Annotated in this window: 12 protein-coding genes; 8 read left to right on the plus strand and 4 right to left on the minus strand. The window is 62.5% G+C overall.

What is annotated here, in order from left to right; genetic code table 11:
- Nucleotides 1–31 precede the first annotated feature (31 nt).
- The 6 genes from EA798_RS18090 to fabI are packed head-to-tail and all read left to right on the plus strand — an operon-like array spanning nucleotide 32 to nucleotide 8279.
- Nucleotides 32–1861: an extracellular solute-binding protein gene (locus EA798_RS18090; RefSeq protein ID WP_122099839.1), complete on the plus strand. Its 1830-nt coding sequence runs from the start codon at nucleotides 32–34 to the stop codon at nucleotides 1859–1861.
- Nucleotides 1858–3744 carry an extracellular solute-binding protein gene (locus tag EA798_RS18095; RefSeq protein WP_106158606.1) on the plus strand — a complete coding sequence of 629 codons (1887 nt, stop codon included), beginning with the start codon at nucleotides 1858–1860 and terminating at the stop codon, nucleotides 3742–3744. Before EA798_RS18090 ends, EA798_RS18095 begins: the two co-directional genes overlap by 4 nt.
- Nucleotides 3745–3746: 2 nt before the next feature.
- Complete coding sequence (locus EA798_RS18100) at nucleotides 3747–4820, plus strand: microcin C ABC transporter permease YejB (protein ID WP_122099840.1); 1074 nt, start codon at nucleotides 3747–3749, stop codon at nucleotides 4818–4820.
- Between the two features lies 1 nt (nucleotide 4821).
- Nucleotides 4822–5841: an ABC transporter permease gene (locus tag EA798_RS18105; RefSeq protein ID WP_106158604.1), complete on the plus strand. Its 1020-nt coding sequence runs from the start codon at nucleotides 4822–4824 to the stop codon at nucleotides 5839–5841.
- A gap of 16 nt (nucleotides 5842–5857) precedes the next feature.
- Entirely contained in the window at nucleotides 5858–7504 is a 1647-nt protein-coding gene (locus EA798_RS18110) for an ABC transporter ATP-binding protein (protein WP_165362493.1), read from the plus strand.
- Nucleotides 7485–8279 (plus strand): enoyl-ACP reductase FabI, encoded by a 795-nt coding sequence (gene fabI / locus EA798_RS18115; RefSeq protein ID WP_106158602.1) that lies wholly within the window; start codon nucleotides 7485–7487, stop codon nucleotides 8277–8279. The genes EA798_RS18110 and fabI overlap by 20 nt, the downstream gene beginning before the upstream one ends.
- 61 nt (nucleotides 8280–8340) lie before the next feature.
- On the opposite strand, the gene EA798_RS18120 is transcribed toward fabI, so the two are convergent.
- Nucleotides 8341–9105, minus strand: coding sequence for an SDR family NAD(P)-dependent oxidoreductase (locus EA798_RS18120; protein WP_122099842.1), 765 nt, complete (start codon nucleotides 9103–9105; stop codon nucleotides 8341–8343).
- Between the two features lie 247 nt (nucleotides 9106–9352).
- Here EA798_RS18120 and EA798_RS18125 point away from each other — a divergent pair, with 247 nt between their 5' ends.
- Nucleotides 9353–10219, plus strand: coding sequence for a helix-turn-helix domain-containing protein (locus tag EA798_RS18125; protein WP_122099843.1), 867 nt, complete (start codon nucleotides 9353–9355; stop codon nucleotides 10217–10219).
- A gap of 99 nt (nucleotides 10220–10318) precedes the next feature.
- On the opposite strand, the gene EA798_RS18130 is transcribed toward EA798_RS18125, so the two are convergent.
- Nucleotides 10319–12097, minus strand: coding sequence for a PQQ-dependent methanol/ethanol family dehydrogenase (locus EA798_RS18130; RefSeq protein WP_106158599.1), 1779 nt, complete (start codon nucleotides 12095–12097; stop codon nucleotides 10319–10321).
- Between the two features lie 278 nt (nucleotides 12098–12375).
- Here EA798_RS18130 and EA798_RS18135 point away from each other — a divergent pair, with 278 nt between their 5' ends.
- Nucleotides 12376–13614, plus strand: a complete 1239-nt coding sequence (locus EA798_RS18135; RefSeq protein WP_106158598.1) for a substrate-binding protein — start codon at nucleotides 12376–12378, stop codon at nucleotides 13612–13614.
- A 5-nt stretch (nucleotides 13615–13619) separates the two neighbouring features.
- Here EA798_RS18135 and EA798_RS18140 read toward each other — a convergent pair whose 3' ends face one another.
- Both EA798_RS18140 and EA798_RS18145 read right to left on the minus strand, forming a co-directional pair.
- Nucleotides 13620–14549, minus strand: a complete 930-nt coding sequence (locus tag EA798_RS18140; protein ID WP_106158597.1) for a quinoprotein relay system zinc metallohydrolase 1 — start codon at nucleotides 14547–14549, stop codon at nucleotides 13620–13622.
- Nucleotides 14550–14596: 47 nt separating this feature from the next.
- A complete protein-coding gene (locus tag EA798_RS18145) occupies nucleotides 14597–15343 on the minus strand; it encodes a quinoprotein dehydrogenase-associated SoxYZ-like carrier (protein WP_122099844.1) in 747 nt (248 codons plus the stop codon).
- Nucleotides 15344–15358: the final 15 nt, after the last annotated feature.

Here is a 15358-nt window from a genome sequence, read left to right on the forward strand (position 1 = left end):
CGTAAGCGCCAAGGATCGGATCCCCCGTCTGATGCGAGCCCTGCTACTGTTACTGACCTGCCTGGCCTTGAGCTTTCCCGCCCTCGCTACCATCAGCGAAAGCCATGGTTATGCGCAGTTCGGCACTCTTAAGTACCCAGCCTCGTTCACCCACTTCGATTGGGTGAACCCGCGCGCGCCCAAGGGCGGCCAGATCAAACTGATGGCGTCGGGCACCTTCGACACGCTCAATCCCTATACCTTCAAGGGCACCAGTCCCAGCGCCACACCGGGCTTCCTCCAGTACGGCATCAGTGAGCTGAACGAGCCGCTGATGGTCGGCACCGGCATCTACGATCCGTCCGGAGACGAGCCCGCTTCCAGTTACGGGCTGATCGCCGAATCCGTTGAGTACAGCGACAACAACAGCTGGGTGGTCTTCAACCTGCGCAAGGAAGCCCGCTTTCATGACGGCAAGCCGATCACCGCCTACGATGTCGCCTTTTCCTACCGCCTGCTGATCAAGGACGGTCACCCTCAGTACCGCACCAATCTGCAAGGCGTGAAGCGCGTCGACATCCTCAATCGCCATCGCATCCGCTTCGTCTTCGAGCAGCCGAACAACCCTTTGCTGGTCATGCGCCTCGGCGAATTGCCGGTACTGCCACAGCATTACTGGAAGAACCGCGACTTCAAGGCCACTACCTTCGAACCGCCGCTGGGCAGCGGCCCCTATCGCATCACTCATGTACAACCTGGGCGTCAGGTGGTGTTCGAGCGGGTACGCAACTGGTGGGGCGCCAAGCTTCCGGTCAACCAGGGCAAGTACAATTTCAACCGTGTCGACGTCGAGTTCTATCGCGACAGCGTCGTGGCATTCGAAGCCTTCAAAGTCGGTGAATTCGATTTCTATATCGAGCACCAGGCGAAGAACTGGGCCAACGGATACCAGTTTCCCGCCATGATGCGTGGCGACATCATCCGTGCCGAGATTCCCCACCAGATTCCCACCCAGACCCAGGCGTTGTTCATGAACGGCCGCCGCACGACGTTCGCCGACCAGCGCGTGCGCGAGGCCCTGGGGCTGATGTTCGATTTCGAGTGGACCAACCGCGCGCTGTTCTATGGCGCCTACCGCCGCAGCGAAAGCTACTACCCCAACAGCGACTTCACCGCGACCGGCAAGCCTGAGGGTGGCGAGTGGCTGCTGCTATCCCCCTATCGCAAACAGCTCCCGGCCAGGCTGTTTACCGAGCCATTCGAACTACCACGAACCGACGGTCGTGGCATCCCGCGGGAAACGCTGCGTCGCGCGCTGGGTTTGCTCGCCGAAGCGGGCTGGAAAGCCTCGGATGCGGGCCTGCTCAATAGCGCTGGGCAGCCACTGCGCTTTGAAATCCTGCTGGTCAATCCGCGGCTCGAGCGAGTCCTTCAGCCCTACATCGAGAATCTCGCGCGCATCGGCATCCAGGCCAACCTGCGCACGGTCGACAGCGCACAGTACAAGCAACGGCTCGATCACTACGACTACGACATGATCCTGATGACCCTGGTGCAGAGTCTCAGCCCAGGCATCGAGCAGCACCTGTACTTTCATTCCAGTCAGGTCGACGTCAAAGGCGGCCGCAATTATGCCGGTGTCGCCAACCCGATCGTCGACGACCTGATTGCCAAACTGCTCGCCGCGCAAACACGCGACGAGCAGGTCGCAGCCGCCCGCGCCATCGACCGGGTACTGCTGTGGAACCACTACACCATTCCGAACTGGTTCATCAGTAACCACCGCCTGGCGTACCGCAATCGGTTCGCCCATGTCACCACGCCGCCCTATACCCTGGGTCTGCGCGCGTGGTGGCTGAAGAGCCTGGAGAAGAAACAATGAACAATCGCGTGCGCTTTCCGCTGCTTCGCGCCGGCCTGCTGAGCCTGCTCTGCATGGCGACCCTGGCCGAGGCTGCGCCCCGGCATGCCCTGACGTTGTATGACGAGAAGCCCAAGTACCCGGCCGACTTCAAGCATTTCGAGTACGTCAATCCCGACGCGCCTAAAGGCGGCACGCTGCGACAGGCCGGTTTCGGCAGCTTCGACTCACTCAATCCCTTCATCAACAAGGGTGTCGCCGCCGACGACATCAGCCTGGTCTATGACACCCTGACCACCAACAGCCTGGACGAGCCCTTCACCGTCTACGGCCTGCTGGCCGAGAAGATCGAAAAAGGCCCGAACAACAGCTGGGTGCGTTTCCATCTAAGGCCGGAAGCCCGTTTTCACGATGGCGAGCCGGTGAAGGCCGAAGATGTGGTGTTCACTTTCGAAACACTGATGAGCAAGGGCGCACCGCACTACCGGGGCTATTACGCCGATGTGGAGAAGGTCGTCGCCGAAAGCCCTCGACGGGTTCGCTTTGATTTCAAGCACGCCGGCAATCGCGAGCTGCCGATGATCCTCGGACAACTGCCGGTATTACCCAAACACTGGTGGGAGGATCGTGATTTCAGCTCCGGCAGTCTGGAAGTCCCGCTGGGAAGCGGTCCCTACCGGGTCGATAAAATCCAGGCCGGACGTTCGATCCGCTACGCCCGGGTCGAGGACTACTGGGGCAAGGATCTGCCGGTCAATCGCGGGTTCTACAACTTCGACCGCATCAACTTCGATTACTACCGCGACAACACCGTTGCACTGCAAGCCTTCAAGGCCGGCCATTTCGACTACTGGTTCGAAACCAGCGCAAAGAACTGGGCCACCGCCTATGACATCGCCGCGGTCCGGGACGGACGCATCGTCAAGGACGAGATCCGCAACTACAACCCGACCGGGATGCAGGGCTTCATCTTCAATATCCGCCGCCCGCAACTGGAGGACCGCCGCGTACGTGAGGCCCTCGGATTGCTGTTCGATTACGAATGGACCAATCGGCAGCTATTCAACGGTGCCTATACCCGCACCCGCAGCTATTTCGACAACTCCGAGCTGGCCTCATCCGGCTTGCCGGATGAGGACGAGCTGAAGGTACTCGAGCCACTGCGCGGCAAGATTCCGGACGAGGTGTTCGACAAGGCATTCGAGCTGCCGCGTACCGAGGGCAACGGGGTGATCCGTGAACAGCAGCGCCAGGCGTACCGGCTGCTGACCGAAGCGGGCTGGAAGGTCGAGAACGACCGGATGCTGGATGCCCAGGGCAAGCCGGTAAAGCTAGAATTCCTGCTCGTGCAGGCAGAGTTCGAACGGGTTCTGCTGCCCTACAAGCGCAACCTGGCCGATCTCGGCATCGAGCTGGAGATCCGTCGGGTTGACGTGTCGCAGTACATCAACCGCCTCCGTTCGCGTGACTACGACATGATCGTCAGCGGCTTCGGCCAATCCAATTCGCCCGGCAACGAGCAACGCGAATACTGGCATTCGGCGAGTGCGGACAACCCGGGCAGCCGCAACTTCATTGGCCTCAAGGATCCGGCGATCGACAGCCTCGTGGAAGGACTGATCGGTGCAGACTCACGCAAGGAGCTGGTTACCCATACCCGCGCTCTGGATCGCGTACTGCTCTGGGGTCACTACGTGGTGCCGAACTGGCATATCAAGACCTGGCGCGTGGCTTACTGGAACCACCTTGCGCACCCCGAGGTAACGCCAAAACAGGACATCGGCCTGATGACCTGGTGGCGCAAGCCCGATGCGAAGGCACCGGTCGCCGATCCGGTGGAAGCGAAGAAAGCCGAGGAAGCTGGTGCGAGCACGCCAGCCGATAACGGCGAGGCGGAGCGCTAAGCATGCTCGCTTATATTTTTCGCCGCCTGCTGCTGATCATCCCTACGCTGTTCGGCATTCTGCTGATCAACTTCATCATTATCCAGGCAGCGCCAGGCGGTCCGGTCGAACAGGCAATCGCCAAACTGGAAGGCTTCGAAGGCGCAACCAGCCGCATCGCTGGCGGCGGTTCGGAAGTTGCGGTCGCCGGCACCAGCTACCGCGGTGCGCAGGGCCTGGACCCTGAGCTGGTAGCCGAGATCGAACGCCTGTATGGCTTCGACAAGCCACCGGTAGAGCGCTTCTGGATCATGCTCAGCAACTACCTGCGGCTGGATTTCGGCGAAAGCTTCTTCCGCGATGCCAAGGTTACCGACCTGATCATCGAGAAGATGCCTGTCTCCATCTCGCTGGGGCTATGGAGCACGCTGATCATGTACCTGGCCTCGATTCCGCTGGGGATCGCCAAGGCCACACGCCACGGCAGCAAGTTCGACGTCTGGACCAGCTCGGCAATCATCGTCGGCTACGCCATCCCGGCGTTCCTGTTCGCCATCCTGCTGATCGTGCTGTTCGCCGGGGGCAGTTACTGGAACTGGTTTCCGTTACGCGGACTGACATCGGCCAACTTCGAAGACCTGACCCTCGGCGGCAAGATCATCGACTATTTCTGGCACCTGGCCCTGCCTGTCACCGCACTGGTTATCGGCAACTTCGCGACGCTGACGCTACTGACCAAGAACAGCTTCCTCGACGAGATCAACAAGCAGTACGTGATCACGGCACGGGCGAAGGGCTTGAGCAAGAATCGTGTGCTGTATGGCCACGTGTTTCGCAATGCGATGCTGATCATCATCGCCGGCTTTCCGGCGGCCTTCATTGGCATGTTCTTCACCGGTTCGCTACTGATCGAAGTGATCTTCTCCCTCGACGGGCTCGGGCTGCTCAGCTTCGAGGCGGCGATCAACCGCGACTATCCGGTGGTGTTCGGCACCCTCTTCCTCTTCACCCTGCTCGGCTTGGTGGTGAAGCTGATCGGCGACCTGACCTACACGCTGGTCGACCCGCGCATCGATTTCGAAAGCAGGGAGGCCTGAGATGCAGTTGTCCCCCCTCAATCAGCGCAGGCTGGCACTGTTCAAGGCGCACAAGCGTGGCTGGTGGTCGCTATGGATCTTCCTCGCGCTGTTCGTGCTCAGCCTCGGCGCGGAGATCATCGCCAACGACAAGCCGATCGTGGTGCGCTACGACGGCGAATGGTTCTTCCCGGTGTTCAAGCGCTACCCGGAAACGGCCTTCGGCGGCGAATTCCCATTGCAAGCCAACTACAAGAGTCCGTACATCCAGGAGCTGATCGCCGAGAAGGACGGCTGGATGGTCTGGCCGGCCATCCCCTTCAATTATTCGAGCATCAACTACGAACTGCAGGTGCCAGCACCGGCGCCACCGTCACTGGAGAACTGGCTGGGCACCGATGACCAGGGTCGCGACGTACTGGCCCGGGTGATCTACGGTTTCCGCATCTCGGTACTGTTCGCCTTGACGCTGACCCTGATCAGCTCGGTGATCGGCGTCATCGCCGGCGCCCTGCAGGGCTTCTATGGCGGCTGGGTCGACCTGGTCGGCCAGCGCCTGCTGGAGATTTGGTCGGGGCTGCCGGTGCTCTATCTGCTGATCATTCTGGCCAGCTTCGTGCAGCCGAACTTCTGGTGGCTGCTGGGCATCATGCTGCTGTTCTCCTGGATGAGCCTGGTGGATGTGGTACGCGCCGAATTCCTCCGCGGACGCAACCTCGAGTACGTGCGCGCCGCCCGTGCGCTCGGCATGCAGAACGGCGCGATCATGTTTCGCCACATCCTGCCCAATGCCATGGTTTCGACCATGACCTTCATGCCGTTCATTCTCACCGGTGCCATCGGCACCCTCACCGCGCTGGACTTCCTCGGCTTCGGCCTGCCAGCCGGCTCGCCGTCGCTGGGTGAACTGGTCGCCCAGGGCAAGGCCAATCTGCAGGCGCCCTGGCTCGGCATCAGCGCCTTCATGGTGCTGGCGGTGATGCTGACCCTGCTGGTGTTCATCGGGGAGGCGGCGCGCGATGCCTTCGACCCAAGGAAATAACATGGCCGAACAACCGATAGCCGAGAACCTGGTCGAGGTCCGCGATCTGGCCGTCGAGTTCGTCACTGGCGAGCAGGTCCAGCGTGTCGTCGAGGGCGTCACCTTCGATATCCGCAGGGGTGAGACCCTGGCGCTTGTCGGCGAAAGCGGCTCGGGTAAATCAGTTACCGCGCACTCGATACTGCGTCTGCTGCCCTACCCGCTCGCCCGGCACCCGCAGGGCCAGATCCTGTTCCATGGCCAGGATCTGCTCAAGGCCGATGAAAAGGCCATGCGTAAAATCCGTGGAAATCGCATCGCCATGGTCTTCCAGGAACCGATGACCTCGCTCAACCCGCTGCACACCGTGGGCAAGCAGATCAACGAGGTTCTGGAGATTCACAAGGGTCTGCGTGGCAAGGAGGCAACCGCCCGCACACTGGAGTTGCTGGAACTGGTTGGCATCCCCGAGCCACGCAAGCGCATCCGTGCGTACCCGCACGAGTTGTCGGGCGGGCAACGCCAGCGAGTGGTCATCGCCATGGCGCTGGCCAACGAGCCGGAGCTGCTGATCGCCGACGAGCCGACCACGGCGCTCGACGTCACCGTGCAGCTGAAGATCCTCGAATTGCTGAAGGAACTGCAGGCACGCCTGGGCATGGCACTGCTGCTGATCAGCCACGATCTCAACCTGGTTCGGCGCATTGCCCATCGCGTATGTGTCATGCAGCGCGGTCGCGTCGTCGAACAGGCGTTGTGTGAAGATCTGTTCCGCGCGCCCAAGCATCCGTACACCCAGGAACTGCTCGCGGCCGAGCCCAGCGGCGGCCCAGTGGCAGTGGAGGAAGCGCCGCCATTGCTCGAGGTCGACGACCTGCGCGTGTGGTTCCCGATCAAGAAGGGCCTGCTACGGCGCACCGTCGACCACATCAAGGCAGTCGATGGTGTGAACTTCAGCCTGCCCAAGGGGCAGACGCTGGGCATCGTTGGCGAAAGCGGGTCGGGCAAGTCCACGCTGGGCTTGGCTATCCTTCGTTTGTTGGGTAGTCGCGGCGAGATCCGCTTCCAGGGCCAGCAACTGCAGAGCATGTCGCAGCGCCAGGTCCGGCCGCTGCGCCGGCAGATGCAGGTGGTCTTCCAGGACCCCTTCGGCAGCCTGAGCCCGCGCATGTCGGTCGGGCAGATCGTTGGCGAGGGGTTGCACATCCACCGGATGGGCAATGCCAGGGAGCAGGAACAGGCAATCATTGACGCACTCGTGGAAGTGGGTCTCGATCCGGAAACCCGGCATCGCTATCCCCACGAGTTTTCCGGCGGGCAGAGGCAACGCATTGCCATCGCCCGGGCTCTGGTGTTGAAACCGGCGCTGATACTGCTCGACGAGCCGACGTCTGCGCTCGATCGCACGGTGCAGCGACAGGTGGTGGAGCTACTGCGCTCGTTGCAGGCCAAGTACAACCTGACTTACCTGTTCATCAGCCATGACCTGGCGGTGGTCAGGGCGCTGAGCCACCAGATGATGGTGGTCAAGCAGGGCCAGGTGGTGGAACAAGGTGCGGCCGCGGACATCTTTGCGGCACCGCAACATCCGTATACACAGCAGCTGCTGGAATCCGCCTTCATGGCGCCCGGCACTGCCGAACAACCAGAAGAGGGACAAGCACATGGGTTTTCTCACCGGTAAGCGCGTACTGATCGTCGGCGTTGCCAGCAAACTGTCGATTGCCTCGGGCATCGCCGCCGCCATGCATCGCGAAGGTGCAGAACTGGCTTTCACCTACCAGAATGAAAAGCTCAAGGGCCGCGTCGAGGAATTCGCCGCAGGCTGGGGTTCGGGCCCGGAGCTGTGCTTCCCCTGCGACGTCGCCAACGATGAGGACATCGCCCGCGTATTCGAAGAGCTGAGCAAGAAGTGGGACGGTCTGGATTGCATCGTGCATTCCGTCGGCTTCGCTCCCGGCGACCAGCTCAACGGCGACTTCACCGAAGTCACCACCCGTGAAGGCTTCAAGATCGCTCACGACATCAGCGCCTACAGCTTCGTCGCCCTGGCCAAGGCCGGCCGCGAGATGATGAAGGGCCGCAACGGCAGCCTGCTCACCCTCTCCTACCTGGGCGCCGAGCGCACCATGCCGAACTACAACGTCATGGGCATGGCCAAGGCCAGTCTGGAAGCCGGTGTTCGCTACCTGGCCGGCAGCCTCGGCCCGGAAGGCACCCGCGTCAACTGCATCTCGGCCGGTCCGATCCGTACCCTCGCCGCCTCCGGCATCGCCAGCTTCCGCAAGATGCTCGCTGCCAACGAGAAGCAGACCCCGCTGCGCCGCAACGTCACCATCGACGAAGTCGGCAACGCCGGTGCCTTCCTCTGCTCGGACCTGGCGTCCGGCATCAGCGGTGAGATCCTCTACGTCGACGGCGGCTTCAACACCACCGCGATGGGCTCGCTGGAAGACTGATCCCGCGCCTGTAAAGCACCGAACCCCGCCTACTGGCGGGGTTCGTGTTTCTGCGGCGGCATCAGCCGGCCGTGACCGTCATGCCGCCATCGGCCATGACCACCGAGCCGACCATGAAGCTGGCCCGCTCCGAGGCGAGAAAGGCGACGATCTCGGCGATCTCCTCCGGCTGCGCCGCGCGCCCGATGGGTGCGGCTTGCCCATGCTGGGCGAGAAAGCCCGGCCCGTCCTCGACCACATCGTTGAGGATGTTCGTCACCACATCGCCTACGCCGATGGCATTGACCCGGATGCCATGCTCGATCGCCTCCAGTGCCAGCGTGCGAGTCAGCTGCGCCAGCGCACCCTTCGAGGCCGTATAGGCGGCGATGGTCGGAAAGGCAAAGTAGGACGCGTAGGACGCAATGTTGACGATCGCCCCCGAGCGATTGGGCATCATTGCCTTGACCGCTTCGCGGCAATGCAGGAAGGCCGCCGTGGCGTTGACCGCCTGAATGCGCTCCCAGTCCTCGCGGGTCATGTCCACCACCAGCTTGTTGATGATGATTCCGGCGTTGTTGACCAGAATGTCCAGCCGGCCGAACTGCTCGATGGCCAGGCCGACGGCACGCTCGGCGGCGCCGTCTTCGGTGATATCCGCCTGCAACGGCACCAGCCCCGGCCGGGTGAGTTCTTCGACCGCGGGGTCGATGTCTTCAGCGACAACCTTCGCGCCGCGCTCGTGCAGCAGCAAGGCGATGGCCCTGCCGATGCCGCTGGCCGCGCCAGTGACCAGCGCGACCTTGCCTTCGACTTCCTGGATAACAGTGTGCTTGGAATCGGTCATGGTGCTCTCCTCCCGTTACGGACGACGCCAGGGCGCCTTCGTTATTGACGGGTTCAGTCTCCCTCAGTGCGGCAAGCCCGGCTTTCGCACGCTTGCGCTGGCTGTCGGGGTTTTGCGCGCAGCATAGCCGGCCAGTGGCGAGGGCCTGCGCTAACCTATCGACGCCTACTTGTTATGGGAGCACGCCGTGCCTCGGTCGTCCGAAGCCCCACCAGTGCCTGATACGTGGCGCGCCACTGCTCAGTCCATGCGCGACCACCTACCCGGAGATGCTGACGTAACTGCGCTGCCGCCGCTGCAGGACGTGGTCGTGCAGTTCTTCAGCCATCGCACCATCACCGAGCCAATTCGAGTACCCGCAGTGGTAGAACCGCTACTGGTTCTGGTACTCGCCGGTACGGCCCGTGTCGAAGAGCGTGGCTTGGATGGGCCATGGAGCGCAGCAACCGTGAGGGTCGGCGACTTCTTTCTGACCAACACCCAAGAGCCGTACGAAATGCGCTGGCAGACGCTTGAAGGGGACCGCTTCGAGGTGATGCACCTGTATCTCGGTCTGCCATTCATCGAACAGGCCGCACGGGAACTGCTCGGACCACAGAGCACAGCGGTCGCGCTGCTGGATGTTTCCGGCGGCAGGGACGAAACGGTTCACTGGCTGATGGAAAGCCTGCGCCAGGAGTTGCTCGACCAGCGTACGCCCAGCCTGCTGTGCCTGCGTGGCCTGGCTCAAACGCTGGCCGTGCATCTGCTGCGCCACTATCGGGCCCCACAAGGCGTCATCCGCCGCAGCAATGCCCTGCAGGCGTACAAGCTGCGGAAAGTCATCGACGCAATGAACGCTCGGCTGGCCGATGAGTTCAGCCTCACCAGGCTGGCCCGTACCGCCGAGCTGAGCGAGTACCACTTCAGCCGGATGTTCAAACGTGCCACCGGATTCTCGCCGTCGCAGTACTTCATCGGCCTGCGCATGGCGCGGGCTCGACAGCTGCTGATCGAAACCCAGCGCAGCGTCATCGACATCGGACTGGAGGTGGGCTACTCGAGCCCGAGTCATTTTTCCCAGGTGTTTCGCCGCGAAGTCGGCGTCACGCCGAGCGCCTATCGCCAGGCCTGAAAGGCACGCCTGCTGCGAAACGAAAAAACCCCGGCCACGACGACCGGGGTTCTTCGTTTGTGGAGCCCGGCGGTTGCCGGGCTCCGTGACACAGGCCGATCAGCGCTTGGCGATCTGATCCTTAGGCAGCTTGAAGGTCCAGACCATACCGCCCTGGTTGAACTCCTTCACCCGCTTGGCAACCTCGCCGCCCCACAGTGGAACCGCGCCACCCCAGCCGGAGAGAACGGAGACGTACTGCTCGCCGTCCATTTCCCAGGTAACCGGAGAGCCGATCACGCCCGAGCCGGTGTTGAACTCGTAGAGCTTCTTGCCGGTCTTGGCATCGAAGGCCATCAGGTAGCCTTCCGGGTTGCCGGTGAACACCAGGTTGCCCTTGGTCGCCAGCACACCGCCCCACAGCGGCGCGTAGTTCTTGTAGCGCCAGACTTCCTTGCCGGTCTTCGGATCGATGGCGCGCAGCACGCCGATGTAATCGTCGTTGAGCGGATGGATGGTGAAACCGGCACCCAGGTAGGCCGCGCCCTTCTTGTAGGCGGTGCCTTCGTTCCAGATGTCCATGCTCCACTCGTTGGACGGCACATAGAACAGTCCGGTGTCCTGGCTGTAGGCCATCGGCATCCAGTTCTTGCCACCGAGGAACGACGGCGCCACCGTGACGGTCTTGCCCTGCGCGCCAGCGTCGTTGGGCGAGCCCGGACGATTGGCGTCGTCGTAGATTGGCCGGCCGTTCTTGTCCAGGCCTTTGGCCCAGGTGATCTTGTCGACGAACGGGAAGCCACGGATGAACTTGCCGTTGGTGCGATCGAGTACGTAGAAGAAGCCGTTGCGGTCGGCGGTACCGGCAGCCTTGATGGTCTTGCCGCCTTCCTGATAGTCGAAGGACACCAGTTCGTTCACACCGTCGAAGTCCCAGCCGTCATGCGGTGTGGTCTGGAAATGCCACTTGATCGAGCCGTCGTTCGGGTCCAGCGCCAGACGCGAGGAGGAATACAGGTTGTCGCCAGGGCGCAGGTGCGAGTTCCACGGTGCCGGGTTGCCGGTACCGAACAGCAGCGAATCGGTGTCCGGATCGTAGTAGCCGCCCAGCCACGGAGCCGCACCGCCGGTCTTCCACAGGTCGCCCGGCCAGGTCTTGCCCGCTTCGCCGCCGGAGATGCCACTTTCGACCTTCTTGCCGTCCTTCCACACGTAGCCCATGTGGCCTTCGACCGTCGGACGGGTCCACAGCAGTTCGCCGTTCTTCGGGTTGTACGCTTCGATCTTGCCGACCACGCCGAATTCGCCACCGGACACACCGGTAATCAGCTTGCCCTTGACCACCAGCGGGGCTGCGGTCAGCGAATAACCGGCCTTGTAATCGGCGACGGTTTTCTTCCAGACGACCTTGCCGGTGTCCTTGTTCAGCGCAACCAGCTTGGCGTCCAGCGTGCCGAAGATCACCAGATCGTCATACAGCGCCACGCCACGGTTGATCACGTCACAGCACGGCATGATGCCGTCGGGAAGGCGCGCATCGTACTGCCACAGTTCCTTGCCGGTACGGGCATCGACCGCGTACACGCGGGAGTAGGAACCGGTGATGTACATCACACCGTCCTTGATCAGCGGCTGCGCTTCCTGGCCGCGCTGCTTTTCACCACCCAGAGAGAAGCCCCAAACCGGTCGCAACTGATTGATGTTATTGGTGTTCAACGCGTCCAGGGTGCTGTAGCGCTGGCCCTGCAAGCCCATACCGTTGGTCACGATCTGGTCGGTGGACTTGGCGTCGTTGAGGATTTCCTGGTCGGTTACGGCCCAGGCGTGCAGGCTGGACATCGCCACCGCGGCGCATAGCGCCGTCAAGGCGAAGGGCTTGCGAAGACCGGTGTGCTTCATTGCGGCTACCTCTGCGGGTTCATTGTTATGCCGGGAAATTTTCCCGGTCTGGGGTTGATTCTTGGTTTGCCCCGCTTCGGCAACAATTGCCCGCAGTACCGATTTTCCTACTCCCTTGGTAGCAATACGCCGCCGTGGACGGCGCAACCCGCGGTTTTTCAGGGCCGTACGGGTCACGAGCGGCACCGAAGTCGCAACGATCCGGCCGGAAAAGACTATTTCGCTGTGCTGGCCCAGCCCCTAAAACGAACGTCCCCTCGCTCAGAAGGATACGAGCCATGCTTCGCCATTCCCTGGCTATCGCCCTTGCCTTGCTTACTGCCCTGACCGCACATGCAGCCGAACCAATCCGCATCGGGCTCAACTACCCGAGTACCGGCAACTACAAATCCGAAGGCCTGGAACTGAGCCGCGGTGCGCTGCTGGCGGTCGATGAAATCAATGGTCGTGGTGGTTTGCTTGGCCGGCAGCTGCAGCTGGTCAGCCTGAATTCCGCCGCCCGCCCCGAAAAAGCCCAAGCCAATATCGAACGCTTCGCCATCCAGGGCGCGGCGATGGTGTTCGGCGGCGCCAATAGCGAGGAAGCCCTTGCCGCTGGCCAGCGAGCACGCGAGCTCGGGCTGCTCTATTTCCCCACGCTCGGCTACGCCAACGAAATCACCGGGCGCGACGGACATCGCCATCTGTTTCGAGAATCCAACAGCGCCTGGATGAGCGCCCGCGTGCTCGGCGAATACCTCAGCTGGCACATGCCCAACCGCCGTTATCACTACGTCAGCCTGGACGACGCATGGGGCCGCAGCATGGAGCAGGCGTTACGCGAAGCGACCAAGAGCCGCGACCGCGCGCGCCATGGCTACTCGAAGATCGCCGAGCGCGGTGCAAGGCGCGGCGACTACCTGGCCGCTCTGCAGAAAGCCGCCGCCAGTAACGCCGATGTACTGGTGATCGTCCTGCTTGGGGAGGATCTGGTGCAGACCATGCGTCTGGCGCACACCCTGGAGCTCGGCAAACGCATGCAGATCATCGTGCCCAACCTGACCCAAAGCATCGTCGAGCAGGCCGGACCGCTGGTGATGGAGCACGTCATCGGCACTGAAGCCTGGACCTGGCGGGTGCCCAAGCTGGTCGGCAGCACGGAAGGTCAGGCGTTTGCCGATCGATTCATCGCCCAGCATCAGGCGTATCCGGGCAGCACCGCAGCCTCAGCCTATGGCATCGTCCGACAGTGGGCGGACGCTGCCCAACGCACCGGCAGTATCAATGCCGAAGCGGTGATCGCGGCCCTGGAAAACCACCGCTACCAGCTACTCAAGGACGAGCAGTACTGGCGCGACTTCGACCACCAGAACGTGCAGAGCATCTATGCGGTGCGGGTCAGGAATCGCAGTGAAATCATGCAGGACCGCTTCAAGCAGGACTACTTCACCATCATTCATCGCATGGACGGCGAAGCGGCTGCCCCGAGCCTGGATGACTGGCAGCAGGAGCGTGGAGATCAGCTGGAGCTGCAGTAACGCCGTTACTGGTCGACGCGCTGCAGCGCGTCGACCTCGTAGCGCGGATACAGGTGGCTGACGCTACGGATCAACTCGTAACGGGTCAGGCTGATGCCGGCGAAACGCTCGGGGATCGGGCTCTGGATCACCTCGTTCATGTCCGCCCCGCTACGCGCAGCATCGCGCAGCAGGCCGTCCAGCCAACCGAGGTAATCACGCATCTGCCGGAACGGCTCGGCATCGTCGGCAACCGGGCCGTGACCGGCTACCAGCCGTTTCCACGGCAACGCCTCGAGTGTCGTCAGATCGTCCAGCCAGACATCCAGGCCCGGGCTGTTCGGCGTCGTCAGGGCGCGCTGGAAGAAGAGAATGTCGCCGGCGAAGAGCACGCCACTGCGCTCGTCGAGAATGGCCAGATCGGCGCCGGTATGCCCGCGCAGTGCCAGCAAGCGCAGGGATCGCCCGGCCACCTCCAGGGTACCGGGCGCAACGGTTTGGTTCGGCAGTACCACTTCGGTGCCGCGCATCCAGTCGCCAACCAGACGATACATGTTCTCGGCCATGGCATTGCCCTGCTCGCGCAGCAGCTCGGTGGTGCCGGCCAGCGCCGCGATCGGCACATCAGCAAAAGCCTGGTTGCCCAGTACGTGATCGGGATGATGGTGAGTGAGCAGAACCTTGGTCACCGGAAGATCGGTGACGCGGGAGATGGCCGCGCGCATCGCCTCGCCATAGAGTCTGGATGGGCCACTGTCGATAACGATGACACCTGCATCGCCGACAATGAAACCTGTGTTGACGATATTGCCGCCATTGCGCTTGTCGAAATTGTCGGTCGAGCCTTCCAGCAGCCAGACCCCATCGGCGATCTGCCGTGGCTGCAGCGTGTAGCTCAGCTCAGCCTGCACGGGTAGCGTCATACAGAAGGCGAAGATCAGCATGAACAGGCGCATGACGCCTCCTTGGCTTGGTTTGCTTACTCGCAGAGTGCGCGGTGCAATCAGAATGCGGCTTCGAACTCGTTGCCGTTGTTGTCGCGCAGCCACAAACGGGTTTCCTGACCGCCCTTCACTTCCAGACTCAGGTTCGGGTTCTCGGCAACGGCGGGATAGAGCTCCAGCTCCGCCATCACCTTGCCGTCTGCATCGCGCAGTTCGGCCTGGTTGAGGAAGAACTCCGGAATACCGCCGACCAGACCGTTATCCATGGGGTGGGATACCTGCAGGCGCAACCGGCTGAACTCGCCGCGGGGGAAGCGCGCTCCAACCACCTCGCCCAGGCGGTCTTCCCAACCCGCTTGCGCGCGCACGACGCTTGGCGCTGTGCAGCCGCCACCGGCCGCATCGACCCGCGCCGAGCCGATGTGCCAGACGCCATCGCGGGTCAGCACAGCGGCACGGATTGGCGTCGCCTGTTGCACCCGAATGCGAATGGCCACCAGCGGCACGACCTGCTCGCCTGGAGTAAAGGTGAAGATGCGTGGGATGGGGTTGAGGTCGGCGAAGGCCTCGATACGCACCACCTCGTCGCCCAGGGCGCGGGCGTCGATATGCACCGGCACCTGGCGGGAATCCTCGGCGAACGGCGGTACCTGCACCTGTACGCGCTCGTCGAACACGTAGGGCTCGCTGTTGAGCAAGCCCTTGTGGTGGTACTCCCACATCACCGATTGCAGCGGGTCGGCCTCGGCCGCCACTGCACTCGATGCATGGAAGGCAAACAGCAGCAGCAAGATTCGGGCGCTCATGTCGACTCCTCGAAC

The organism is Pseudomonas songnenensis (assembly GCF_003696315.1).
In the GTDB taxonomy this organism is placed as follows: Bacteria; Pseudomonadota; Gammaproteobacteria; order Pseudomonadales; family Pseudomonadaceae; genus Stutzerimonas; species Stutzerimonas songnenensis.